General features: G+C 63.9%; 24 protein-coding genes. 2 read left to right on the top strand and 22 right to left on the bottom strand.

The window, feature by feature from the left end:
* Positions 1-23: 23 nt before the first annotated feature.
* The 8 genes from FYJ28_RS04320 to glmS are packed head-to-tail and all read right to left on the bottom strand — an operon-like array spanning position 24 to position 11757.
* On the bottom strand, positions 24-530 hold the full coding sequence (locus tag FYJ28_RS04320) for a GNAT family N-acetyltransferase (RefSeq protein WP_268234977.1): 507 nt from the start codon (positions 528-530) through the stop codon (positions 24-26).
* A gap of 8 nt (positions 531-538) precedes the next feature.
* A complete protein-coding gene (gene mgrA, locus FYJ28_RS04315; RefSeq protein ID WP_154578389.1) occupies positions 539-1585 on the bottom strand; it encodes an L-glyceraldehyde 3-phosphate reductase in 1047 nt (348 codons plus the stop codon).
* Positions 1586-1645: 60 nt separating this feature from the next.
* Positions 1646-3388, bottom strand: a complete 1743-nt coding sequence (gene treZ / locus FYJ28_RS04310) for a malto-oligosyltrehalose trehalohydrolase (protein WP_154578388.1) — start codon at positions 3386-3388, stop codon at positions 1646-1648.
* Positions 3385-5712: a malto-oligosyltrehalose synthase gene (gene treY / locus FYJ28_RS04305; protein ID WP_154578387.1), complete on the bottom strand. Its 2328-nt coding sequence runs from the start codon at positions 5710-5712 to the stop codon at positions 3385-3387. The genes treZ and treY overlap by 4 nt, the downstream gene beginning before the upstream one ends.
* Positions 5709-7895, bottom strand: a complete 2187-nt coding sequence (gene glgX / locus FYJ28_RS04300; protein ID WP_055239385.1) for a glycogen debranching protein GlgX — start codon at positions 7893-7895, stop codon at positions 5709-5711. Before glgX ends, treY begins: the two co-directional genes overlap by 4 nt.
* Before the next feature lie 56 nt (positions 7896-7951).
* A complete protein-coding gene (locus FYJ28_RS04295; protein WP_195840591.1) occupies positions 7952-9490 on the bottom strand; it encodes an NAD(P)H-hydrate epimerase in 1539 nt (512 codons plus the stop codon).
* Positions 9491-9500: 10 nt separating this feature from the next.
* Entirely contained in the window at positions 9501-9851 is a 351-nt protein-coding gene (locus FYJ28_RS04290) for a holo-ACP synthase (protein WP_055239383.1), read from the bottom strand.
* A gap of 28 nt (positions 9852-9879) precedes the next feature.
* The gene (glmS, locus tag FYJ28_RS04285; RefSeq protein WP_055239382.1) at positions 9880-11757 is read right to left on the bottom strand and encodes a glutamine--fructose-6-phosphate transaminase (isomerizing); all 1878 of its coding nucleotides are present in this window, start codon (positions 11755-11757) and stop codon (positions 9880-9882) included.
* A 114-nt stretch (positions 11758-11871) separates the two neighbouring features.
* Between glmS and coaA the strand changes: the two genes are divergently transcribed.
* Both coaA and mscL read left to right on the top strand, forming a co-directional pair.
* A complete protein-coding gene (gene coaA / locus FYJ28_RS04280) occupies positions 11872-12852 on the top strand; it encodes a type I pantothenate kinase (protein ID WP_082413256.1) in 981 nt (326 codons plus the stop codon).
* 51 nt (positions 12853-12903) lie between these two features.
* Entirely contained in the window at positions 12904-13332 is a 429-nt protein-coding gene (gene mscL, locus FYJ28_RS04275) for a large conductance mechanosensitive channel protein MscL (RefSeq protein WP_055239381.1), read from the top strand.
* Between the two features lie 22 nt (positions 13333-13354).
* On the opposite strand, the gene glmM is transcribed toward mscL, so the two are convergent.
* The 14 genes from glmM to FYJ28_RS04205 form a co-directional block, all read right to left on the bottom strand.
* Positions 13355-14725 (bottom strand): phosphoglucosamine mutase, encoded by a 1371-nt coding sequence (gene glmM / locus FYJ28_RS04270; protein WP_154578386.1) that lies wholly within the window; start codon positions 14723-14725, stop codon positions 13355-13357.
* 611 nt (positions 14726-15336) lie between these two features.
* Entirely contained in the window at positions 15337-15834 is a 498-nt protein-coding gene (gene rpsI, locus FYJ28_RS04265) for a 30S ribosomal protein S9 (protein WP_055239379.1), read from the bottom strand.
* Positions 15835-15873: 39 nt separating this feature from the next.
* Positions 15874-16317, bottom strand: a complete 444-nt coding sequence (rplM, locus tag FYJ28_RS04260; RefSeq protein WP_055239378.1) for a 50S ribosomal protein L13 — start codon at positions 16315-16317, stop codon at positions 15874-15876.
* A 279-nt stretch (positions 16318-16596) separates the two neighbouring features.
* A complete protein-coding gene (locus FYJ28_RS04255) occupies positions 16597-17526 on the bottom strand; it encodes a tRNA pseudouridine synthase A (protein WP_154578385.1) in 930 nt (309 codons plus the stop codon).
* Between the two features lie 37 nt (positions 17527-17563).
* A complete protein-coding gene (gene rplQ / locus FYJ28_RS04250; RefSeq protein WP_055239376.1) occupies positions 17564-18118 on the bottom strand; it encodes a 50S ribosomal protein L17 in 555 nt (184 codons plus the stop codon).
* Between the two features lie 65 nt (positions 18119-18183).
* Complete coding sequence (locus FYJ28_RS04245; RefSeq protein ID WP_055239375.1) at positions 18184-19194, bottom strand: DNA-directed RNA polymerase subunit alpha; 1011 nt, start codon at positions 19192-19194, stop codon at positions 18184-18186.
* A gap of 181 nt (positions 19195-19375) precedes the next feature.
* On the bottom strand, positions 19376-19777 hold the full coding sequence (gene rpsK / locus FYJ28_RS04240) for a 30S ribosomal protein S11 (protein WP_055239374.1): 402 nt from the start codon (positions 19775-19777) through the stop codon (positions 19376-19378).
* 69 nt (positions 19778-19846) lie between these two features.
* Positions 19847-20224 (bottom strand): 30S ribosomal protein S13, encoded by a 378-nt coding sequence (gene rpsM, locus FYJ28_RS04235; protein ID WP_055239373.1) that lies wholly within the window; start codon positions 20222-20224, stop codon positions 19847-19849.
* Positions 20225-20405: 181 nt separating this feature from the next.
* The gene (rpmJ, locus tag FYJ28_RS04230; protein WP_012397712.1) at positions 20406-20519 is read right to left on the bottom strand and encodes a 50S ribosomal protein L36; all 114 of its coding nucleotides are present in this window, start codon (positions 20517-20519) and stop codon (positions 20406-20408) included.
* Positions 20520-20588: 69 nt separating this feature from the next.
* On the bottom strand, positions 20589-20810 hold the full coding sequence (gene infA / locus FYJ28_RS04225) for a translation initiation factor IF-1 (protein ID WP_055239372.1): 222 nt from the start codon (positions 20808-20810) through the stop codon (positions 20589-20591).
* A gap of 188 nt (positions 20811-20998) precedes the next feature.
* Positions 20999-21757, bottom strand: coding sequence for a glycerophosphodiester phosphodiesterase (locus FYJ28_RS04220; RefSeq protein ID WP_154578383.1), 759 nt, complete (start codon positions 21755-21757; stop codon positions 20999-21001).
* On the bottom strand, positions 21754-23133 hold the full coding sequence (locus FYJ28_RS04215; RefSeq protein ID WP_154578382.1) for an ABC transporter substrate-binding protein: 1380 nt from the start codon (positions 23131-23133) through the stop codon (positions 21754-21756). Before FYJ28_RS04215 ends, FYJ28_RS04220 begins: the two co-directional genes overlap by 4 nt.
* Before the next feature lie 89 nt (positions 23134-23222).
* Entirely contained in the window at positions 23223-24092 is an 870-nt protein-coding gene (locus tag FYJ28_RS04210; protein WP_442778568.1) for a carbohydrate ABC transporter permease, read from the bottom strand.
* Positions 24089-25084, bottom strand: coding sequence for a carbohydrate ABC transporter permease (locus FYJ28_RS04205; RefSeq protein ID WP_154578381.1), 996 nt, complete (start codon positions 25082-25084; stop codon positions 24089-24091). The genes FYJ28_RS04210 and FYJ28_RS04205 overlap by 4 nt, the downstream gene beginning before the upstream one ends.
* Positions 25085-25252 lie beyond the last annotated feature (168 nt).

Below are 25252 nucleotides of genomic sequence, written 5' to 3'. Positions count from 1 at the left end.
TTCACTGACGGCCCGGCAACGAATCACCGGCCGCCGTCGACCAGGTCCTTGTGCATGATGTGCAGGCCGGTAAGGCCGTGCACAGGATGCCGAAAGGAACGCGGAACGGTCGCCAGGATCTGGAAGCCCAGTGACTGCCAGAGGGCGACCGCCCGGGTATTGGTCTCCACCACCGCGTTGAACTGCATGGCGAGGTAGCCCTGGGCAGCAGCCTGTTCCAGGACATGAGCTGCCAGGGCCCGGGCAACGCCGCGTCCGGTGGCAGCCGCAGCGGTCATGAAGGACGCGTTCGCCACATGGCTGCCGCCTCCGCCCCGGTTTGGATGAAGCTGGGCGGTGCCGAAGATCCTGCCGGCTTCCTCCGCGACGTAGACATAGGCGGGACGGGGCTCAAGCCAGGTTTCCCGAGCCCCGTCCTGTTCCATGTCCCGGTCCCAGCAGTAGGTCTCGCCCGCGCGGACAATTGGTTCCATCAGTTCCCAGAGCCCGGGCCAGTCCCCGGGCTCCGCTTCGCGGATGTTCAGCCCCAAGGATTTCCTCAGGCCTTCAGGGCAGCAGCCCAGAGATTGATGTCCGAGTCCTGGGCGAACGTGTCGATGTCCGTAAGTTCCTGGTCCGTGAAGGAAAGGTTCTGTACCGCGCCGACGCTGTCTTCAAGCTGGCGGACGCTGGAAGCGCCAACCAGCGCCGAGGACACCGAGCTGCCGTTCCGCTGCGGGCGCAGCACCCACGCGATGGCCATCTGGGCCAGGGTCTGGTTCCGGGCCTCCGCTATGCGGTTGAGTCCACGTACGCGTTCCAGGTTCTCCTCCGAGAGCTGCGCGGGGTCAAGCGACTTGCCCGCAGCCGCACGTGAATTCTCCGGGACCCCGCCCAGGTACTTGTTCGTGAGCAGGCCCTGGGCCAGCGGCGAGAACGCGATTGAACCGGTGCCGGTCTCGGCCAGCGCCTGGAGGAGGTTCGGTTCGCCCTGCTCCACCCACCGGTTCAGCATGGAGTAGGACGGCTGGTGGATCAGCAGTGGTGTTCCCATCTCTCCCAGGATCCGCGCCGCCTCCAGCGTCTTTTCGGCCGAGTAGGAGGAAATGCCTGCGTAAAGGGCTTTGCCGGAACGGACCGCCGTATCCAGGGCTCCCATGGTCTCTTCCAGCGGCGTCTCGGGGTCCGGCCGGTGGCTGTAGAAGATGTCCACGTAGTCCAGGCCCATCCGCTCCAGCGACTGGTCCAGGCTGGCCAGCAGGTACTTCCGCGAACCCCAGTTGCCGTAAGGACCGGGCCACATGTCATAGCCGGCCTTGCTCGAGATAATCAGTTCATCCCGGAACGGCCGGAAGTCGTCCTTCAGGTGCCGGCCGAAGTTGGTTTCAGCGCTTCCGAACGGCGGACCATAGTTGTTGGCCAGGTCAAAGTGGGTCACCCCCAGGTCGAAGGCCCGGCGCAGGATGGCGCGCTGCCTGTCGAACGGCACGTCATCACCGAAGTTGTGCCACAGGCCCAGCGACACAGCCGGCAGCTGCAGTCCGCTGCGTCCAACGCGGCGGTAGGGCATGGAGTCATAGCGGTCCGGAGCAGGGGTGTAAGTCATGACACCATCCTGCCATCGGTACTGCGGTGAATCGAGGATGCGGGCGGGGTGTCCGCGCGCTCAGGAACCGGAGACAATCGCCGCACCAAACCCGGGGAGCTGGATCGCGCCGTCGTACATTACCGAGGGCGCCGTCTCGAGGGCGACCTTGACCGGTCCCTGCAGTGGAAGCGGCAGTTCCCTCGGCGAGTCGGCAAAGTTCAGGGCCACGACCACCTTCCCTCGCTGGATGCTGAGCCAGCGGGAGACTTCGTCAAATTCAACGTCGATCTTCCGGAAATCGGGCTCGGTGAGCTCCGGCATGGATTTCCGCAGGGCCAGCAGATCGCGGTAAAGCCGCAGCAGCTCTCCGTGATGGTCATCAGTGAGTTCTGACCAGTCGAGTTTCGAATTCTGGAAGGTGGCCGTGTCCTGGGGATCCGGGACAGCTGCAGGGTCCCATCCCATCCGCGCGAACTCCTGAAGCCTGCCCTCAGCGGTGGCCCTGCCCAGGTCTTCCTCGGGATGGGAGGTGAAGAACTGCCAGGGTGTAGACGCCCCGAATTCCTCGCCCATAAAGATCATGGGAGTGCAGGACGACGCGAGGTTCAGGACCGCGGCGAGCGCCAGCTGCTGGTTCCCCAGGGTGGCAGTATTCCTGTCCCCGGCAGCACGGTTGCCCACTTGGTCGTGGTTTTGTGTGGCTACCACCAGCTGTCGCGCCGAGTGCAGTGCTGTGTCCAGCGGCCGGCCGTGGCTGCGGCCCCGGAAAGACGAGAACCCGCCGTCGTGGAAATACCCGCCCTGCAGCACCTTGGCCACGGCAGCGAGGGAGTCGAAGTCCGCGTAGTACCCGTCAGTTTCGCCGGTCAGGTTACTGTGGGCCGCGTGGTGGAAGTCGTCAGACCACTGCGCTGCAAGGCCGTAGCCGTTGAGGTCTCGGGGAGTTATCAGCCACGGATTGTTCAGGTCGGATTCAGCTATCAGGAACAGTGCACCGCCGAGGTCTGCGGAGAGGTCGTCCGTGAGCGCAGCCATTTCTTCGAGGATGTGGAGGGCCCGCTCATCCTGCAGTGCGTGCACCGCATCCAGCCTCAGTCCGTCCACGTGGTAGTCGCGGAACCACATTTCAAGGTTGCCCAGGATATATGCGCGGACCTCGTCCGAGTCCGGACCATCCAGGTTCACCGCATCGCCCCAGCCGGTGCCGCGCCCCGAATGAAGGTAGGGACCAAAAAGGTTCAGGTAATTGCCGCTGGGACCCAGGTGGTTGTAGACGACGTCCTGGATGACTCCGATTCCGTGCGAATGCGCTGCGTCAACGAACCGCTGATAGGCGGCCGGTCCCCCGTAGGATTCCTGCACGGCGTACCAAAGCACGCCGTCGTAGCCCCAGTTATGGGTGCCGTTGAAGGCGTTGACCGGCATCAGCTCGATGTACTGGATACCGAGGTCCGCCAGGTACGTCAGTTTCTGCGCCGCGGAGTCCAGCGTTCCTTCGGGCGTGAAGGTGCCAATGTGCAGTTCGTAGATCGCGCCTCCGGTCAGCCCGGGTGAGATCCAGGCCGAATCCGTCCAGGGGAAGGCCGCGGCGTCAAAAGTCCGGGACAGCCCGTGCACGCCTCCGGGCTGGCGCCTCGAGCGCGGGTCGGGAACTGGATCAGTCGCGTCGTCGAGGAGGTAGCCGTAGTCAACGTCACCCGGCACCGCCTCCGACGCATGCCACCACCCGCCGGTCCCCTGCGTCATCTGCTGCTGCTGCCCGTTGGCAACAAGCCGCACGTTGCCGGCGTTCGGAGCCCACACATCAAAGTTGGTGCTCATCGTTCCTCCTCGAGGGACAGCAGGGCAACGGGATACACAGCGAAAAGCTCATCAGCGTGGGCAGCGCCGCCGCTGAAAGTGCGGCCGGTCAGCCTGTCCCGGTAGGAACCGGGCGGCAGCGCCACAGTTGTTCCCCGCCATCCGCCGTCGCGGGCGAGCCCCAGCGGAAGCCGGGTCACCAGCGTCATCGCGCCCCCTCGGTCAAAGCCAAAGAAGTGACCAGCCGCCGGGCCGCTGGCTATCAGCGCCGAGTAGCCGGAAAAGAGATCCGGTCTGTCCCGGCGCAGCCGCAGCGCTTCCCTGGTCACCAGGAACTTTGCCTCACCTGCCCGGTCAATCCCGGGCAGCTTGCCGGTCCCCGCCCAGTCGGGCGAGGCGGCAGAAAGGGCCGTACGGGTTTGAAAGTCCACCGGCCGTCGGTTATCCGGGTCCACAAGGGAATAGTCCCAGAGTTCGGTCCCCTGGTATACGTCCGGGACACCCGGCATGGTCAGCTGAACCAGTTTGGCGCCAAGGGAGTTGGAGAATCCGGCGCTGCTGATACGTTCTGCGATTGTTTCCAGGATCGCGTTTGCCTCCGGGTGGTCGAAGGCACCGTCCACCAGAGAGTGAAGCTGCTTCTCGAAAGCCTCGTCCGGCGCTGTCCATGTGGTGCTCTGCCCGGCTTCCCGCGCCGCTTTCTCGGCGTAGGCATGGGCTCTTTCCCGGTCCAGCGGCCACGTCCCGGAAAGCGCCTGCCACATCAGGTCGGCCAGTGGGCGGTCTCCCAGCGGCAGCAGTTCCTCAAGCCGGAGAACAGCCTCGGTCCATTCCTGCGGCATCTCGGACAGGACACTTATTCGTGCCCGGGTGTCTTCACTCCGCTTGGTGTCATGGGTGCTGAGCGTGGTCATGGCATCCGGGGCTTCCTGCTGGCGGACCAGCATCCCCAGGTGCAGGTCGTGCGGTTCCAGGGCAAACAGGGAAGGGTCCGCGCCAACCTCGTTCAGGGATGTCAGCCTGGTGTAGCGGTAGAAGGCGGTGTCCTCGACGCCCTTGGCCATAACCATCCCGGAGGTCTGCTGGAACCGCACGGCAAGTTCACCGAGCCCGTCCCGGCTGTCCGGCGTGTTTCCACGCAGCAGGGGCACCAGCACGTCGAAGGCAGAGTCCAGGTCAGGACGACGAACGCGGGCGTTCAGGGCTGCTTCCTCAAGGTAGCCGGCGCCTTCGGGAAGATAGCTGCGGTACACCGGGAAACAGGCCAGCAGCTCCGCGAGGGCGTCTGCAGCTGTGCCGGTATCCAGACCGGACCCGGCGGGCAGCAGCCGCACCAGGCGCTGGACTTCCGAATGCAGCAGCCCGTCGGCGACCGCGCGCTTGGTGTCATGGATCATGTGCCGGTAGGGCTCTGCATCGGAAGCTTCGGTGAGCAGCCCGGCCGCGGCCTGATCCACGAACAACCGGTCAACCTCGGCGAGCGCGTCATACCCGGTGGTCCCGGCTACTGGCCAGCTGCCGGGCAGCTTTTCTCCCGGTTCCAGGATTTTCTCCACAAGGACGTAGGCCCCGCCGGTCAGCTCACTGAGCTGTTCCAGGTAACCTTCGGGGTCTGCCAGCCCGTCGGGATGGTCAATCCTCAGTCCGTCGGCCAGGCCTTCGCCGAACCAGCGGCGGATCTCGGCGTGGGATTCCTCGAACACCCATGGCACCTCCACCCGGATTCCTGCCAGGGTATTCACCCCGAAGAAACGGCGGTAGTTGAGTTCGCTGTCCGCGCGCCGCCAATTCACCAGCTCGTAGTGCTGGCGGGCGTGTACATCCCGGGCCGTATCACCGGGGCCGGCGGTTCCTTCAGCGATGGGGAACGCCTGCTCGTAGTACCGAAGCTCACCGTCCTCGATGCGCAGCTCGTCCAGGGCATCCGCGTTGTCCCCCAGCACGGGCAGCCGAAGCCTGCCGCCGCCCGCGGCCCAGTCAATATCGAAGGCCTCCGCGTAACGTGAGCCGCGGCCCTCCTTCAGCACGGACCACCACCAGCGGTTGGCGCGCGGCGTGGCGACGCCCATGTGGTTGGGAACAATGTCTACGAGGACGCCCATCCCCGCTGCATGTGCAGCGTCCGCCAGGGCACGGAAACCGTCCGGGCCGCCGCGTGCAGGATCAATGGAGGAGGGATCCGTCACGTCGTAGCCGTGGGTTGATCCTTCTTCCGCCGTGAGCAGCGGGGAGAGGTAGATCCAGTCCACTCCGAGGTCCTGCAGGTACGGCACCAGCGCTGCCGCGTCATACAGGGTGAAGCCGGAATGGATCTGCAGCCTGTAAGTCGAGCGCGGTGTCCTCATACGGTGCCCTCCCGGGTTTTCGCACCCGCCAGGGCGGCCAGCGAAGCTGCCACGGAGTGGTCGTGGTCTTCTTCCTCCTGCTGGTGCTCGCGGAGCACAACGAGGGACTTCGCCTCGACCTGGAGCTTTCCGTCAGCGCCAACCGGTTCACCGTCGGCCCCGGCACCGGCGGTGTCGATGACGTTGTCCCACAGCGTGCCGTACTCCTTCGGAGGCAGGGTTACTGTCACAGGCTCGTCGTCGGCGTTGAAGTACAGCAGGAAGCCGGCGTCGGTGATGCGCTGCCCGCGGCGGTCATTGCCGCGGATTCCTTCCCCGTTCAGGAAAACGCCGAGGGAGCGGCCCAGCTGGCTGTCCCAGTCCTCGGGCCGCATGGGCGTTCCGTCTTCGTTCAGCCAGACAATATCCGGCAGGACGTCCCCTTCCCCGCGCTCCGCGGGGCGGCCGTCGAAGAACCGGCGACGGCGGAACGTGGGATGCTCCGCGCGCAGCTTGTTGACGGCGGCGGTGAACTCCATGAGGGGTGTGTCCATCTGTTCCCAGTCAATCCAGGTCAGCTCGGAGTCCTGGGCGTAGCCGTTGTTGTTGCCCTGCTGCGTTCGGCCGAGCTCGTCTCCGTGGGAGATCATCGGCACACCCTGGGAAAGGAGCAGTGTGGCCAGGAAGTTGCGCTGCTGGCGTGCCCGAAGGGAGAGGACCTCAGGGTCATCCGTGGGCCCCTCGACTCCGCAGTTCCAGGACCGGTTGTGGGATTCACCGTCGTTGTTGTCTTCCCCGTTGGCCTCGTTGTGTTTCTCGTTGTAGGAGACAAGGTCGCGAAGAGTGAATCCGTCGTGGGCGGTGACAAAATTGATGGAAGCCACCGGGCGCCGCCCGGAGGATTCATAGAGGTCCGCCGAGCCGGTGATGCGGGAGGCAAACTCGCCCAGGGTGGATGGTTCCCCCCGCCAAAAGTCCCGCACTGTGTCACGGTACTTGCCGTTCCATTCAGTCCACTGGGGCGGGAAGTTCCCCACCTGGTAGCCGCCGGGACCGATATCCCACGGCTCGGCGATCAGTTTCACCTGAGACACCACAGGGTCCTGCTGCACCATTTCAAAGAAGCTGGAGAGCCGGTCGACGTCGTAGAACTCCCGTGCCAGCGCAGAGGCGAGGTCAAAGCGGAAGCCGTCTACATGCATTTCGGTCACCCAGTAGCGCAGCGAATCCATGATCAGCTGCAGCGAGTGCGGGTTGCGGACGTTCAGCGAATTGCCGGTACCGGTGTAGTCCATGTAATAGCGCTGGTCATCCTCCATCAACCGGTAGTACGCCGCGTTGTCGATTCCGCGGAAGGACAGTGTGGGGCCCAGCTGGTTGCCCTCCGCCGTGTGGTTGTAGACGACGTCCAGGATGACCTCGATGCCGGCCAGGTGCAGGGCCTTCACCATCGCTTTGAACTCCTGGACCTGCTGGCCGTCGTCCCCCGTGGAGCTGTAGGTGTTCTGCGGCGCAAAGAACCCGATGGTGTTGTAGCCCCAGTAGTTGGACAGCCCCTGGTCCTGCAGCGTGGAGTCATTGACGAACTGGTGCACGGGCATCAGTTCAAGCGTGGTGATGCCGAGTTTCTGGAGGTGCGCGATCACCGCCGGATGGGCAATGCCTGCGTAGGTTCCCCGCTGCTCCTCCGGGACCTCAGGGTGCTGCTGGGTCAGGCCCTTGACGTGTGCTTCGTAGATCACCGACTGGTGGTACTCGGCACGCGGCCTGCGGTCCCCGTCCCAGTCGAAGAACGGGTTGATCACGACTGCCTTCATCATGTTGGCGGCGGAGTCGTCGTCGTTGCGGGAATCCTCGTCGCCGAAGTTGTATCCGAACAGTGACTGGTCCCAGTTGACCTGGCCGGACACCGCCTTGGCATACGGATCCAGCAGAAGCTTATTGGGATTGCAGCGGTTGCCGTTTGCCGGGTCGTAGGGTCCGTCAACGCGGTATCCGTACTTCTGGCCGGGAACAACATGCGGCAAATAGCAGTGCCAGACGTACCCGTCGACTTCGGTAAGCGGTATGCAGGTCTCAGTACCGTCGTCGTCGAACAGGCAGAGCTTTACCGAATCTGCGACTTCACTGTAGAGAGCAAAGTTGGTGCCGTTTCCGTCATAGGTGGCTCCCAGCGGGTAGGCATCTCCGGGCCAGACTTCCATTCAAAAGCTCCTGACTGCTGTGGGTGGCAGGCAAAATACTATGCCTGCTTACTTTTCTACAGTATGTCAGCTTCAACGGAACCGGGACGCCACCTTTCGAGGCCTGCCACCACTGTCCGGACCGCAGCCGGCAGCTGGGAGGGCTGCACCGGTCCGTCGCTGGCAGCCAGGGCTCCGGCCCTCCCGTGGATGCTGGCTGCCGCAGCGGCCAGCCGGGCGTAGTACCCAGGCTCCGGAGACTGCGTTCGGGCCGTGGAAAGGAGCGCCCCCAGGATGCCGGAAAGGGTATCTCCGCTGCCGGCCGTAGCCAGCCAGGGGGTTGCTTCGGCCTGGCTGTAGACCGGGCCGCCGGGGGCCGCGACCAGGGTCGCCCAGCCTTTCAACAACACCGTGGCCCCGGTAAGCGCGGCGGTCCTGCGCACCCAGTTCAGGGGATCTGCCTCGATTCCCGCACGGTCCGCGCTTTCTCCCAGCCTGTTCAGGAGTGCGGTCATTTCCCCGGCATGCGGGGTCAGGATGACCTGTGGCCCAAGGCCGGGTTCGACAGCAGAGAGAGCATCGGCGTCGATCACGCAGGGGAGTCCGGAAGCCATCGCGTCCACGGCCCGGCGCCGCTGGGTCTCATCTGTTCCCGCACCGGGGCCGGCAACCCAGGCCTGCACGTGCGTCAGGGAGACGGTGCTGTCCGCGCATACGGCTTCAGGGTGTGCCTGGTTGATCAAACGTCGAACGGGTTCGGCCCCGAGGTACCGCACCATGCCGGTGCCCGTGGCCAGCGCAGCTCCGGTAGCCAGCACGGCTGCTCCCGGGTAGGTCTCTGAGCCCGCAGCGATGCCCAGCACTCCCCTGCTGTATTTCTGGTCGCCGGGGACCGGCTCGGCCAGCAGTGCGGCTATGTCCTGCAGCTCAAGGCGCTGCACCTCGGGCGCGCCAAGATACTCAGCGATACCAATGTCTATGAGTTCGATCCGCCCGGCTGCCTCTGCTCCGGGACCAGCGGCCAGACCGGTTTTCAGCGCCCCGAACGTCACGGTCACATCCGCCCGTAAGTGCTTCCCCGGTGTCTGGCCGGTGTCGGCATCAATACCGCTGGGCAGGTCGCAGGCGACGACGGCGGGAGACTGCCCGCGCCGAAGGCGTGCGGGAAGGAGCGCCGCCAATTCCGCGGCGGGTCCCCGCAGGCCGCCCCTGCCTCCGGTGCCCAGGATTCCGTCGAGTACCAGGTCCGCGCTGCGGCACAGCCGCACCGTTTCAGACGCGTTCTCCGCACTGAGCTCCAAGACCCTACCGCCCAGGCGCCTGAAGGCCTCAAGTCCCTGTTCATGGGCCGAAGAAGCCGTGAGGACTGCAGTTGCCGACGATCCCCGCCGAAGCAGGCGGGCCGCTGCATACAGCGCATCGCCGCCATTGTTGCCGGCACCGGCCAGGACCACCGTGGAGGCTCCGTAAATCCGTCCGCGGCGTTCCTTCAGAAGCCGTGCAGCGGCGGCGTAGAGCCCGTGGGCAGCCAGCTGCATGAGTTCGCTGCCGGCCCCTGCATCCAGCAGCGGACGCTCGGCAGCCCGGACCGTGGTCCCGGAGTACGCACTGATCATGCGTACCAGACTAGCCCTCTGCGACCACCATGGCAGTGGCCAGGTCCCCGTCATGGCTCAGGGACAGGTGCCAGGTACGGACACCGCGGGCTTCCGCGGCAGCCGCGACTGTGCCCTCTACCCGAATCCGCGGCGCTCCGGCGGAGTCGAGTTCAATCTGGCAGTGCTGCCAGTTCATGCCGGCGGGAGCACCGAGTGCCTTGGCCACAGCTTCCTTTGCAGCGAACCGGGCGGCCAGCGACCGCAGGTTCAGTTCGCGCTCGGCCGGGACGAACAGCCGTGACCGCAGGCCCGGGGTGCGTTCAAGCTGGCGTCCAAACCTCGGAACGTCCACCACGTCCACGCCAATACCAACAATCACGGTGTTCCCCCAGGTCTCTGGCTGCTGCTTATTCGACGGTTACGGACTTTGCCAGGTTACGCGGCTGATCGACGTCGTAGCCCTTGGCCGTAGCCAGTGCGCACGCGAAGATCTGCAGGGGAACCGTGGTCAGCAGCGGAGCCAGCAGCGTGGGCGACTCCGGGACATAGAAGACGTGCTCAGCGTAGGCCTTGACGGCGTCGTCGCCTTCTTCGGCGATGACGATTGTCTTGGCACCGCGGGCGCGGATCTCCTGGATGTTGGAAACAACCTTCGCGTGCAGTGAATCGCGGCCGCGGGGAGAAGGAACCACCACGAAGACGGGCTGGCCCTCTTCGATCAGGGCGATCGGTCCGTGCTTCAGCTCGCCGGCAGCGAAGCCTTCAGCGTGGATGTAAGCCAGTTCCTTGAGCTTCAGCGCACCCTCCATGGCAACGGGGAAGCCCACGTGGCGGCCCAGGAAGAGAACCGAGGACGTCCCTGCCATGAGGTTGCCGAGTTCCTTGATGGACCCGGAGCTGTCCAGGACCTGCTGGATCTTGGCCGGAACCTTGGCCAGGTCCGCCAGGATGTCCTTGATCTCGCCCTGGAACTTGTTGCCGCGGATCTGCGCCAGGTAGAGGCCAAGCAGGTACGTGGCAGTGATCTGGGCCAGGAATGCCTTGGTGGACGCAACAGCGATTTCGGGGCCGGCGTGCGTGTACAGGACTGCGTCGGCTTCGCGGGGGATCGTGGATCCGTTGGTGTTGCAGATCGCCATGACCTTGGCGCCCTGTTCCTTGGCGTACCGGACAGCCATCAGCGTGTCCATGGTCTCACCGGACTGGGAGATTGCCACGATCAGCGTGTTGGCATCAACGATGGGATCGCGGTACCGGAACTCGTGACTGAGTTCCACCTCAACCGGGATCCGGCACCAGTGTTCGATTGCGTACTTGGCCACCTGGCCGGCGTAGGCGGAGGTTCCGCAGGCCAGCACCATGATCTTGTTGATGGACTTCAGCTCTTCCGGGCTGACGCGCAGTTCATCCAGCGTCAGCCGTCCATCGGCGTCCGACCGTCCCAGCAGGGTATCGGCGACGGCCTGGGGCTGGTCGTTGATCTCCTTTTCCATAAAGGAGTCGTAGCCGCCCTTTTCAGCAGCGGCGGCGTCCCAGTCCACCTCAAACTCGGTACCCTCGGCGGGGTTGCCCTGGAAGTCCGTGATCTGGACGGTGTCGGGGGTGATGGTGACGATCTGGTCCTGGCCGAGCTCCACCGCGCGGCGGGTGAAATCGATGAACCCGGACACGTCGGAGCCCAGGAAGTTTTCCCCGTCACCAAGGCCGACGACGAGCGGGGAGTTCCGGCGCGCGGCCACAACGGTGTCCGGAGAGTCTGCATGGACTGCCAGCAGGGTGAAAGCACCTTCGAGCCGCTGGCAGGCAAGCTGCATGCTGCGGGCCAGGTCCTGGCCGCCGTCGCCGGCGTAGATACGGCCCAGAAGCGCTGCAGCAACTTCAGTATCCGTTTCTGAACGGAACACTGTTCCGTCTGCCAGGAGCTCTTCCTTGAGCTCGGCGAAGTTCTCGATGATCCCGTTGTGGATCAGAGCGAGCCTGTCCCCATCTGCGAGGTGCGGGTGTGCGTTGCCGTCGGTCGGTCCACCATGGGTCGCCCAGCGAGTGTGCCCGATGCCGGTAGTCGCCACAGGCAGGGGCGTTTCCTCCAGCACAGCCACGAGGTTGGCCAGCTTGCCCGACTTCTTGCGGGACTCGACGCGTCCTGAAGTAAGCACGGCGACGCCGGCTGAATCATAGCCGCGGTATTCAAGCCGCTTGAGGCCTTCCATGACAACGTCCAGGGCACTGTGGCCTACTGCTGCGGCTGCGCCCGGGCGGCCGGTATAACCTACGATTCCACACATGGTCCTAAGCGTACCGGCAGCAGTCGCTGCCGGTCTAAACGCCATCCACCGCTCCTCCCGTCCAAACTTCTTCTGCGTTTGGATTGCCTGCCCGGGCAGTGCACAATTCCTAGAGTGACCGAACCAACTCCGAAGCTATCTTCCGGCAACGGCCAAGAGACCAACTTCACTCCCTTCGTTGAGCTGGACCGGCAAACCTGGTCACGTCTGTCCCATGAGATTGAGTCCCCGCTCAACCAGGAGGACATCACCCGGCTTCGCGGTCTCGGCGACCAGCTGAACCTCGATGAGGTGCGTGAGGTCTATCTGCCTCTCTCCCGGCTGCTGAACCTTTACGTCGCAGCGGCGGGCAAGCTGCACAGTGCCACCACAACCTTCCTCGGGGAACAGACCACCCGCACGCCCTTCGTGATCGGCGTCGCCGGATCGGTCGCCGTGGGGAAATCGACCACAGCGCGCGTGCTGCGGGAAATGCTTCGCCGCTGGCCGGACACGCCCAACGTAGAGCTGATCACAACGGACGGGTTCCTCTACCCGAACGCCGAGCTGAAGCGCCGCGGACTGATGGAACGCAAGGGTTTCCCGGAAAGCTACGACCGCCGCCGGCTGCTGCGTTTCGTCAGCGCGGTGAAAAGCGGAGCCGAGGAAGTCCGGGCGCCGCGTTACTCCCACCTGACTTACGACATTGTTCCGGATTCGGAAATCGTCGTCCGCCGCCCCGACGTCCTGATTGTGGAAGGCCTGAATGTGCTCGCACCGGCACGGACGCGCCCTGACGGCCGCTCAGGCCTGGCACTGAGTGATTTCTTCGACTTCTCGATTTACGTGGACGCACGGACCTCCTACATAGAGGAGTGGTACGTCCAGCGTTTCCAGTCGCTTCGCAGCGGCGCATTCGCCAACCCTGCGTCCTACTTCCACCGCTACGCGGGGCTGACGGACCACGAGGCACGCCAGACAGCCCTGGACATCTGGAAGCGGATCAACGAACCGAACCTCGTTACCAACGTCCTGCCCACCCGTGGCCGTGCCCAGCTGGTGCTCACCAAGGACGCGGACCACTCGGTTCGTCGCATGTTGCTGCGCAAGACCTGAAGTCTTCGGTGAGAGAGGCGCCGCGGACCCCTGGGCGGTTACTCTGGCGAGATGCTAAAGGGATTCAAAGACTTCATCATGAAGGGCAACGTCCTGGACCTGGCGGTCGCCGTAATCATCGGCGCTGCGTTTACGACTGTTGTGAACGCCCTGGTCAACTCAGTGCTTATGCCGTTCATCTCCGGACTCGTCGGTTCGCCGAATTTCGACAGTTTTGCGGTGGTTACCTTCAACGGGAACCAGATTCAGTTCGGCGTGCTGCTGACCGCCGTCGTCAATTTCCTGCTCGTGGCAGCGGCCGTGTACTTCGCGATCGTGCTGCCGATGAACAAGATGATTGAACGCCGGAACCGCCGGCTGGGGATCACCCCGGAACAGAGCGCGGATCCCCAGGTCATGCTGCTGACTGAGATCCGGGACGCGCTCACTGCACAGCCCCCGAACGGAGCAGCGCAGGCCCCGGGCGGACCCAAACACTAGCTCCGCCCGGGGCCCGGCGGCGTTAGACTCCTGCGCCTTCGGAGGCTTTCAGCGAGAGGTTCGCTTCGACCACGGCCGCGAGCTTGGCTGCAACACTCTGTGCGGTGTCCATGTCTGCGGCTTCAACCATCACGCGCACCAGGGGTTCGGTCCCCGAGGGACGCAGCAGGACCCGGCCGGTTTCACCAAGCTTCTCCTGGGCATCGATGACTGCCTGGCGGACGGCTTCGTTGCTGGCTGCCGCGTTCTTGTCTACGTTCTTGACGTTGATAAGGACCTGGGGCAGCTTCTCCATGATGCTGGCCAGCTGTTTGAGGCTGCGGCCGGTACGTGCCACCTGGGCGGCGAGCTGGAGTCCGGTCAGGACGCCGTCGCCGGTAGTGGCGTACTGGGAGAAAATCACGTGGCCGGACTGCTCCCCGCCGAGGCTGTAGCCTCCCTCGCGCATGGCTTCCAGCACGTAACGGTCACCCACACCGGTTTCGCGGATGCTGATGCCGGCTTCCCGGAGCGCCAGCTTGAGACCGAGGTTGCTCATGACAGTGGCTACGAGAGCGTCGTCCTTGAGTTCTCCGGACGCTTTCATGGCTACGGCCATGATGGCCATGATCTGGTCACCGTCCACGATGCCGCCTTCGGCGTCCACAGCGAGGCAGCGGTCAGCATCGCCGTCGTGCGCTATACCGAGGTTCGCGCCGTGCTCCAGGACTGCGGCCTGCAGCGGCGCCAGATGCGTGGAGCCGTACCCGTCATTGATGTTGATTCCGTCCGGTTCGGCGCCAATGACAACGACCTCCGCACCGGCGTCAGCGAATACCTGCGGCGAGCAGCCGCTGGCTGCTCCGTGTGCGCAGTCCAGCACCACTTTGAGGCCGTCAAGCCGGTTGGGCAGTGTCTGCAGAAGGTGCACAACGTAGCGGTCTTCAGCATCGGCGAAGCGTTTGATCCGGCCGACTCCGGCACCGGTCGGGCGCAGGCTCGGGGCATCCATTTCAGCCTCAATGGCGTCTTCAAGCGCGTCGTCGAGCTTCTGGCCGCCGCGGGCAAGGAACTTGATCCCGTTATCCGGCGCCGCGTTGTGGGAGGCAGAGATCATGACGCCGAAGTCTGCTTCAAGGTCAGCGACCAGGTATGCGGCGGCTGGTGTCGGGAGGATCCCGGCGTCATAAACATCGACGCCGGAGCTGGCGAGTCCAGCTTCTATGGCCGCGGAAATGAAATCACCGCTGATGCGTGGATCCCTTGCCACGACTGCGACCGGACGCTTTCCGGCGGGCACCTGCCGATGTCCCAGAACCACTGCTGCGGCCTGCGCCAGTCCCAGGGCAACCTCAGCCGTGATCAGTCCGTTGGCCAGGCCCCGAACCCCGTCGGTACCAAACAGTCGTGTCATAGAAAAAATCCTTACAGCATGTGGTCGCCGGGGAATGAGTAGCCCGGTTCAGGGTGCACAGGCGCATCCCCCGGGCCTATTCTGCCACCTCAGTATCGCCTGCGGCGAAACGTGGTGCGGCAGAACGCAGCCCGGTGCCAGCATCCTGTGACCGGCGTATTCGCTGAACCCGGTGCTGGCTAGGGCATAGACCCCAGTCCGCGGTCTCTCCGCTGCCGCCTGCAGATCACAGCGCACCCGATGCCGCTGTCCTCTTTGACGCATCACTTCATGCGCTTCGTCACCCCTACGCCCCACGCGGTGCCAGTGCCTTCACGCTTGGGTCTGCTGGTAATTGGCGCACGCAAAAGCCCCGGTAAGAACCGGGGGTTTGCGAGCCACGCTGGATCAGCGCTTGTGGAGCCAAGCTCAAAGCCCCCGGTAAGAACCGGGGGCTTTGAGCGTCCGTGCCTGGATTAGCGCTTGTGGAGCCAACCCATACGCAAAAACCCCCGGCAGGACCGGGGGTTTGCGAGCCACGCTGGATCAGCGCTTGTGGAGCCAAGCACTGAAAAGCGCCGCGGGCCCCTTTGTGCTGACGCGCCAGCGGCAGCACAAAGGGAAGGCGCTTTTTAGCGCTTGGAGTACTGAGGTGCCTTGCGGGCCTTCTTGAGACCTGCCTTCTTGCGCTCGATGACGCGGGCGTCACGAGTCAGGAAGCCGGCCTTCTTCAGGGCCGGGCGGTTGTTCTCGCGGTCGATCTCGTTCAGCGAGCGGGCAACGCCGAGACGCAGTGCGCCGGCCTGGCCGGAAGCGCCGCCGCCGTGGATACGGGCGATGACGTCGTATGCGCCGTCCAGGTCGAGGAGCTTGAACGGCTCGTTGACTTCCTGCTGGTGCAGCTTGTTCGGGAAGTAGTCAGACAGCTCGCGGCCGTTGACGATCCACTTGCCGGTGCCGGGGACAACACGCACGCGGGCGATTGCTTCCTTTCGGCGGCCAACAGCCGAACCTGCGACGGTCAGTGCCGGGCGCTCCTTGACTGCCGATTCGGCAGCGTCAGGGGTTTCCGAGGTGTAGCTGGTGAGCTCCTCGGTGTTTTCATTGAGCTCTTCAGTGTTCTGAGCCACGATTCTCCTTGAATTAATTTCTTAGTTGGCGGGCCAGAACTACTGGGCGACCTGGGTGATTTCGAAGGTCTTGGGCTGCTGGGCTGCATGCGGGTGCTCGGCACCCTTGTATACCTTCAGCTTGCCCATCTGCTGTGCAGCGAGGGAGTTCTTGGGCAGCATGCCGCGGATGGCCTTCTCAACTGCACGCACCGGGTTCTTTTCCAGCAGTTCGGCATAGTTGACGGAGGACAGGCCGCCCGGGAAACCGGAGTGGCGGTAGGCACGCTTCTGTTCGAGCTTAGCGCCGGTCAGGGCAACCTTCTCAGCGTTGATGATGATGACGAAATCGCCCATGTCCATGTGGGGAGCAAAGGTCGGCTTGTGCTTTCCGCGCAGCAGTGTTGCGGTCTGGCTGGCAAGACGGCCTAGGACAACGTCGGTGGCGTCAATGACGTGCCACTGGCGGTTGATGTCGCCGGGCTTCGGGGTGTACGTACGCACGGTTTTTGCCTTCGTTTCTTCTTCTTAGGTGGCGCGCCGCGCATGGATGCCATACGCAGTGCAGCTTCTCTATGCGTTACCGGATGGTCAGGTGAGGACTGAATTAACCAGTGGTCCTGAGATCTCGGCTATTTCCCCGGGGCCAGGTGGCTCTGCAACTGAGCCGCTCCCGTGGGCATAGGCCTATCGAGGTAGGACACGCACAACGACTATAAACAATAGCCTGCTTGCCGGGTCAGGTCAAAAGTCCCGGCAGGCACGCTGCTGCTGGAGTCCATTCTACCCTCTGAGTGCCCGTGTCGTTTCCGCTCGGGCGGCCAGCTCAGCACCGCTGGGATACTTCACCTCTTCAAGTACCAGCGGATGCGGCGGGGCCAGCTTGGAGTTTGAATCCCGAATCCGGGCAAACATCCGCTCGGCCAGCCAGGCCGGCTTCCGCTCCCCCGTTCCAACCAGGAGGGCGCCTCCAATCAGGGACCGGACCATGTTGTGGCAAAAGGCATCCGCCTTCAGGTGCGCTTCCAGGATCCCGTCCGGGCGCCGGGAGAAGTTGAACTCCTGCAATTCCCGGATAGTGGTGGCACCCACGCGGGGTTTGCAGAAGGACAGGAAATCCTGGACGCCCAGCATGCTCTGCGCTGCCTCATTCATCGCATCCTCATCCAGCGTCGTTTTGTGCCACAGGGTGACGTTGCGCTGAAGCGGGTCCCAGGTCTGCTGCCGGTCCGCAATGCGGTAGCTGTAGCGGCGCCACAAGGCGGAGAAGCGGGCATCGAAACCGCGGGGCGCTATGGACGCCTGATGCACCTCGATCGCCCCTGCCATGGCCTCAACCGTGCGCTTGGAGAGACCGGCTTCCTTCAGCGGAACCGTCAGCTCGCGGTTCAGGACTCCCCGGAGCCTGCGCCGGAAGGCTTCGGCGGGTTCGAGGTCGGTACTGCGGGCCTGCGCTATCCACTGGTCTTCCGGGGTATCGAAGTGGACCACCTGTCCACGGGCGTGGACGCCCGCATCGGTTCGGCCGGCCACAGTGACACGGACCGGACGCCGGAACAAGACGGCAAGGGCGGTCTCCAGCGTTCCCTGGACAGTCAGCAGCCCGGGCTGGGTTGCCCACCCTGCAAACGGCCCGCCGTCGTAGGAAAGGTCCAGGCGAATACGAAGAGGCCCGCCGTCCGGGTTAGGGACAGCGGGCCTCTCGATCGTCATACCCCAATATTAAGGGCACAGCGGGCTAATCAGAGAATTACTTCTTCTCTTCGGTTTCCTCAGCAGCTTCGTCAGCAGACTCAGCGGACTCGGCCGAATCGGCGGAGTCAGCAGACTCGGCAGACTCTGCGGAGTCAGCGGACTCGGCAGAATCAGCGGACTCGGCAACCGGAGCCGGAGCTGCGGCAGCAGCAGCGGTGGATGCTTCTGCTACGACAGACTGCTTGGCGGAAAGCGGTTCCAGCACCAGTTCGATGACAGCCATGGGAGCGTTGTCGCCCTTGCGGTTGCCGATCTTGGTGATGCGGGTGTAACCGCCGTCGCGCTGGGCGACAGCCGGTGCGATCTCGGTGAAGAGCTCGTGAACGAGTCCCTTGTCAGAGATCAGGGCCAGGACGCGGCGGCGGGAAGACAGGTCTCCACGCTTTGCGAAGGTGATCAGGCGCTCGGCGTACGGGCGCAGGCGCTTGGCCTTGGTCACCGTGGTGGTGATCTGCTTGTGCTCGAACAGCTGGGCTGCCAGGTTCGCCAGCATCAGGCGCTGGTGAGCCGGGCTGCCTCCGAGGCGCTTACCCTTGGTGGGTGTAGGCATTACTTTTTCTCCTCAAACGGTGCCGCTGAAGTACCTCATGGCACTTACGGCAAGATTTTGCGTGTTTAGAGCTCGTCGTCCGAGAACTCGGACTCGTCCTCTTCGATGGCTGCGGCGCGGGCGGCCAGATCAAACCCGGGAGGGGAATCCTTCAGGGACAGACCCAGTTCGACCAGCTTTGCCTTCACCTCGTCGATGGACTTCGCACCGAAGTTACGAATGTCCATCAGGTCAGCCTCGGAGCGGGCAACGAGTTCACCCACGGTGTGGATGCCTTCGCGCTTGAGGCAGTTGTAGGAGCGCACGGTCAGCTCAAGGTCCTCGATCGGCAGGGCCATGTCGGCTGCCAGTGCGGCATCCGTCGGGCTCGGGCCAATTTCGATGCCTTCAGCTGCGGTGTTCAGTTCACGTGCCAGGCCGAAAAGCTCAACCAGGGTGGTGCCTGCAGAGGCGACAGCGTCGCGCGGTGCAATGGCGTCCTTGGTTTCGACGTCGACGATCAGGCGGTCGAAGTCGGTGCGCTGCTCGACACGGGTGGCTTCCACGCGGAAGGTCACCTTCAGGACCGGCGAGTAGATGGAGTCAACCGGAATACGGCCGATCTCCTGGTCGCCGGACTTGTTCTGGCTAGCGGAAACGTAGCCACGTCCACGCTCGATGGTCAGTTCGAGCTCGAACTTGCCCTTCGAGTTCAGGGTGGCAATGTGCAGATCCGGGTTGTGGAACTCCACACCGGCCGGCGGAGCAATGTCCGCGGCGGTGACGACGCCGGGGCCCTGCTTGCGCAGGTAGGCCACGACGGGCTCGTCGTGCTCGGAGGACACCGAGAGGTTCTTGACGTTAAGGATGATCTCAGTGACATCCTCCTTAACACCCGGAACGGTGGTGAACTCATGCAGAACTCCGTCGATCCGGATGCTGGTTACAGCTGCACCGGGGATGGAGGAAAGGAGCGTACGGCGAAGCGAGTTGCCAAGCGTGTAACCGAAGCCGGGTTCCAGCGGTTCGATGATGAACCGTGACCGGTTGTCGGCTACTACTTCTTCAGTGAGGGTGGGGCGCTGTGCAATGAGCACTTGCATTTCCTTTCAGCGAGCGTCCGCTATATGACGCAACACAAATGGTGGAAACGACGACGACGGGTCTTCCGCGGGCGTCTTGGACGTCTAACAGCCAGCCCTGGACCGGCTCCTCCGGCGGACACCCGCTTCGAAAAGCGAAATGCCCGCCGGAAGGAAACCGGAACCGCAGTGCTGCTTATACGCGGCGGCGCTTCGGGGGACGGCAGCCGTTGTGTGCGCTCGGGGTGACATCCTGAATGGTGCCAACTTCCAGGCCGGTGGCCTGCAGCGAACGGATCGCGGTTTCGCGGCCGGATCCCGGACCCTTCACGAAGACGTCGACCTTGCGGACGCCGTGCTCCTGTGCACGCTTGGCAGCAGCTTCGGCAGCCATCTGTGCAGCGAAGGGAGTGGACTTACGGGAGCCCTTGAAGCCAACCTCACCGGCGGAAGCCCATGAGATAACAGCACCGGTCGGGTCCGTGATGGAGACGATGGTGTTGTTAAAAGTGCTCTTGATATGCGCCTGGCCCAGCGCGATATTCTTCTTATCCTTGCGACGCGGCTTGCGTACCGCTCCACGAGTCTTGGGGGGCATTACTTCTCCTACAAAGAGTTTGGAATAGGTGACCTGCTGTGCAGGCCGTTGGCCTGGAGACCGCTAGATTTAGCGGCCGGCCTTCTTCTTACCGGCAACGGTGCGCTTCGGGCCCTTGCGGGTACGAGCGTTGGTCTTGGTGCGCTGGCCATGGACAGGCATACCGCGGCGGTGGCGAATGCCCTGGTAGCTGCCGATCTCAACCTTGCGGCGGATGTCGGCTGCTACCTCGCGGCGGAGGTCACCCTCAACCTTGAAGTTGCCCTCGATGTAGTCACGCAGCTGAACGAGTTCAGCATCGGTGAGGTCCTTGACGCGAGTATCCGGGCTAATGCCGGTCTCGGCAAGGGTCTGCTCTGCACGGGTCTTGCCCACGCCGTAGATGTAGGTAAGCGCAATGACAACCCGCTTTTCGCGGGGAATGTCTACGCCGGCGAGACGTGCCATATTGGCGGTTCTCCTTTGGTGTTACCGGAGGTCTGAAGCAGTACGTCCCTGTTTCCAGGTCCCCGGCCTCCGTACCGGGGGTGTGCGTCACGCGTATCAGACGCTGTACTGCCATATTCAATTACTACTACGCGTGGGCTTGGGCGCGTCCGCGGCCTGGGGCCGGAACAAAGAGCGCTTGTTAGCCCTGGCGCTGCTTGTGGCGCGGGTTCTCGCAGATCACCATGACTCGGCCGTTACGGCGAATCACCTTGCACTTATCGCAGATCTGCTTGACGCTCGGCTGGACCTTCATGGTTTTCCTTTGCGTGGTTGCAGGGTTGAACTCCGGTCCCCTCCTGGGAGGAAGCCGGAGCCTTGGTTGTTACTTGTAGCGGTAGACGATACGGCCCCGGGTGAGGTCGTACGGGCTAAGTTCCACCACAACGCGGTCTCCGGGGAGGATGCGAATGTAGTGTTGACGCATCTTTCCCGAGATGTGTGCGAGCACAATGTGGCCGTTGGCCAGCTCAACGCGGAACATCGCATTGGGCAGGGCTTCGTTGACCGAGCCCTCAATCTCTATGACGCCGTCTTTCTTGGCCATATCCTCCGCTAACGTCTGTGCCGCCCTTAATTGCAGGGGCAGCGGTTTTTGGTGTTAGATGGTCTCTCCCCAAGCCCATCCAGCCGGTCGAAACCGGTTGGAAAAGGGCACGAATGTAGAGACAACCAACAGATAACTCTACGGCACAGGGCCGGATAAGTTAAATCCTGCCGCCGCTGCCGCGTCCGTCAAGGGGTATCCGGGATGCCCGCGATCCAGGCGGCAAGCTCGGCGGGCCGGTCAGTAATGATCCCGTCGGCTCCCGCGGCTGCTGCTGCCGCCCACTGCTCCGGCAGGTTCAGTGTCCAGGTGCAGACTTTCACGCCCGCAGCCTGGAGGGCTGAAACCAGCTGCGGCGATGCTTCCAGGACACCCCCGTGGGGGTTGCAGTAGCCGGCACCGGTTTCTGCCAGGAAGCCAAGGAGGTGCTGCTCCTCCCCCGGAGCGGGGGGCAGGGTGATGAGCAGCCCGCGGTCAATGTCCGGTGCCGCCGCCTGAAGGCTGCGGAGAGTGCGCGGAGAAAAACCCTGCAGCACGCAGCGTCCGCCGAGACCTGCATCCCGCAGCATGCCGGCCGCGGGTGCGGCCTGGTCCGGTGTCCAATCGCCCTTGAACTCGAGCAGCCAGCGCAGCCCGGTGTTCCGGGTGGCAAAGTCCACCAGGTCTTCGAGCCTGGGAATGGGTTCCCCGGCGAAGATCGGCGAGAACCAGCTTCCCGCGTCTGCCTGGCCCAGTTCCGGGGCAGTCAGCTCGTCAACCCGGCCGGCCCGGCCACCCGTGCGGTCAAGGGTCTGGTCGTGGATCAGCACGACGGCTCCGTCCGCGCTGAGCTGCAGATCGGTCTCGATCATCCCCGCCCCTGCAGCCGCAGCCGAGGCGAAGGCAGCCAGGGTGTTTTCCGGTGCCTGTGCAGAGTTGCCGCGATGGGCAATGTTCAGCAGGTTCACAGGTACGGCTCAACGTTCTGCTCGAAGGACTTGGCAATGGCATCCGATGCCGCCGCGAAGGCTTCGGCCGCCGGAGTGTCCTGAAGCATGATCTTCTCCAGGGCGGTGGTCAAGTGCTGGTCGCCGGATGGCACGAAGGAGCGTGCCCAGTCCTGTACCCGGGTTGTGGCCAGCTGGTCGACGGCGGTACGGAACTGCGGTGCCTTGGCATAGACCGCCTGCATCTCGGCGCCGTCCGCGGCAGAGGTCCGCACCGGCATGTACCCGGTGTTCGCGGAGAAGTAGGCGGTCTGCTTCGGCTCGCCGATGAACTGCAGGAACATGGCCGCTGCCAGCTGCTGCTCGGGAGACTTCTCCGCGGCGATGGCAATGCCTGTTCCACCCGTAGGACACGCGGGCCCCGCCGGACCTTCGGGAAGGAAGCCCGTACCGACGTCGAACTTCGCCGCTTCCATAATCCCGCTCAGCGATCCGGTGGAAGCGATGGTGCAGGCGCTCACTCCGGCGGTGAAGTCCGCTACGTAGTCAGCGGCCGAAACCGCCACGCTCCTGCGCTCGTGGATCATCCCACGCAGGAACTCTCCTGCTTCGAGTGTCCTGGGATCGTCCAGGGTGAGGGTCCAGTCCTTGGAGTACTGCCCGCCCATGCCCCACATGATGTTGCAGAACCACCAGGCAGACCAGGAGGTGTCCGATCCGAGGGCCATGGGGACGGCACCGCCGTTGGCCTCTGCCAGGGCCGGCGCCCAGGAGTTGTACTCTTCCCAGGTTTTCGGCGCACGGTCGGGCAGTCCCGCCGCCGCAAACAGGTCGCGGTTGTAATAGAACAGCGGGGTGGACCGGGCGTATGGGAAGGCCCAGTGGTTCCCGTTGAACTCGTAGTCGTTGTACAGGCCGGTGTTGTAGTCGGCCGTTTCGATCCCCAGGTGTGCGGCTACGTCGTCGACGGGCAGGATCTGCCCGTTGATCATGTAGCGGAACCACCAGACATCGCTGGCGCCTACGAGGTCCGGAACGTTGTTTGTGCCGGCCGATGCCTGGAAGCGCTGGGCAACTTCGTCGTAATCGGCGCCGGCGGTCACCAGCTCCACCTCAATGCCGGTCTTGGCTGTGAACCGGCGGATGAGTTCCTCCTCGATCGGCTTCGAGGCACCGGGGTGGTTGGACCACCAGGTGATTTTGCCGGCGGCGTTGATGGACGCCCAGTCGGTTCCGGCAGTTTCCACTGCTCCTCCGGTGCCGGCAGTGGACGGTCCGCCGCAGGCTGCCAGGGCGGCGGTCCCGCCCAGGAGCCCGGCAAGGGCCAGCATGCTGCGGCGGGTCAGCCCGCCGGCGGGAGCTGCTGCGGCGACGGCGGGGGCAAGACGCTTGTTCATGGTTTCCTTCGGTTATGTAGCGGAAAGCGGGGCAATGAAAGAAAGGAGATTGGGACAGGTGGGATACGGGGGCGGGTATACGGACGGGGTCAGCCGGTCACGGCACCTGCGGTCAGGCCGGAAACGATCCGGCGCTGGAGAACGAAGAACAGGGCCAGGACGGGAACCGTAATGAGCACAGTTCCAGCCATCAGCACGCCCCAGTTGGTAACGCCGTCGTTGTTCTGCAGCAGCGTCAGCCCTACGGGCAGCGTCATCATCTCCGCGCGGTCCACTACCAGCAGCGGCCAGAGGTACTCGTTCCATTCGTTGACCACGGAGACCAGGGCAACTGCCGCGATCGTGGGCGCTGACATGGGAACCACAAACTGGAACAGCCTGCGCAGGTGGCCGGCGCCGTCAAGCACCGCGGCTTCCATGACCGACTGCGGCAGGGAGAGGAAGTGCTGGCGGAACAGGAAAGTTCCGAAGGCACTGGCCAGCCCCGGAAGGATGATGCCCTGGTAGGTATTGAGCCAGCCCAGTTCCGCCACCAGCGTGTAGTTCGGGATGATCACAATCTGCTGCGGAACGAGCAGGGCGAAGATGACGACGGCGAAAAACACCTTCCTGAACGGCACGTCCAGGAAGACCAGGGCATAGGCAGTGGTGAGGCCCAGGAGAATCTTGAGCCCGGCACCGATCACGGTTACCAGCAGCGAATTGGCAAAGAAGGCTCCGAACGGGACGCGTTCAAGTGCCGCCGCATAGTTGGACAGGTCCCAACCGGCGGGCAGCCACTGAATTCGCACTGTGTGGATCTCATCCGGTTCCTTGAAGCTGGCCAGCATCATCCAGACCAGCGGCAGGATCATGACGGCGACGGCGGCCGCCAGGGCAGCGTAGCCGGCCGGACGTCTCCGGGTTCCGGGACCACCGGGCCGCCGGGCGGTCAGGGCGGGGCGCACAGCGTTGCTCACGAGTAATGCACCTTCCGTTCAACGAACTTCAGCTGCAGGAGGGTTACGGCGAGGAGCACCAGGAACAGGATGGTCGCGATCGCCGACGAGTAGCCGGCGGTCCCGGCTACGAAGCCCTGCTGGTAGATCTGGTACATCATGGTGGTGGTGCCTTCCAGCGGTCCGCCCCTGGTCATGGCCTGAATGATGTCGAAGGACTGCAGTGAGCTGAGCAGGGTCGTCACCGAGAGGAAGAAAGTGGTTGGCCCCAGCAGCGGAAGGGTTATTCCCGCCAGCGTCCTCAGCCGTCCCGCCCCGTCCAGGGACGCGGCTTCCAGCAGGTCCCTGGGAATTGCCTGCAGGCCCGCCAGATAAATGAGGGCCACGTAGCCCACGTTTTTCCAGAGGTAGACGATGATGACCATGGCCAGTGCGTAGCCGGGATCGTTGTACCAGTCCGGCGAGGACAGGCCAAAGGCCTGCAGCAGCGCGGACGTGACACCAAAGTTCGGGTCAAAGACAAAGAGCCAAAGCAGTCCGACGGCGACGCCGGAGAGCACGTACGGCGCGACGACGATGGTTCGGGCTGCTCCCCTGAGCTTGAGCCTGCTGTTCAGGAGCAGGGCAAGGGCAAGTCCGATGACCATCCCTCCGCCCACGGTAGCCAGGGTGAAGATGAGGGTTACGGTGATGACCTGCGGGGTGCCGGGTGCGGTCAGCCAGTCGGTGTAGTTCCGGAAACCGACTGGACGGGCGATTGCCGAACCGATGTTCCACTGGAGCGTGGAGTAATACAGGGACTGAAGCAGCGGCTTGTAGGTGAAAACCAGCAGGAGCACGATGTTCGGGCCCGCCAGCAGCGCGAACAGGAGCCAGTTTGAGGGTTTGTTCCGGCGCCGCGCGTCCGGCCGCCGTGCTTCGGCGCGGCGGGGCGGCATGCCGGCCCGCGCGGACCCGTTTCCCGGACCGCTGGCGGCGGCCTGGCCGGGTGGGGACAAAGTGGAAGATGACATAACAGGTGCGAACCTTCGTCGGGAGATGATTGACGCCTTCAGCGTAGGTTTCAGCCCCGCGGCAAACGGCCGGAACCAGGGCATTTGAAGAAGACTTCAGCGTCCGTTGGAAGTGCTTTCAGCCGGAGTTAACAGGGCGTTCATTTAGTGACGCGGCCACCGCTCGTC

This window comes from Arthrobacter sp. BL-252-APC-1A (assembly GCF_009696625.1).
GTDB lineage: Bacteria > Actinomycetota > Actinomycetes > Actinomycetales > Micrococcaceae > Arthrobacter_B.
The sequence above is the reverse complement of the archived record's forward strand: the minus strand, read 5'-3'. Positions and strand labels throughout refer to the sequence as shown.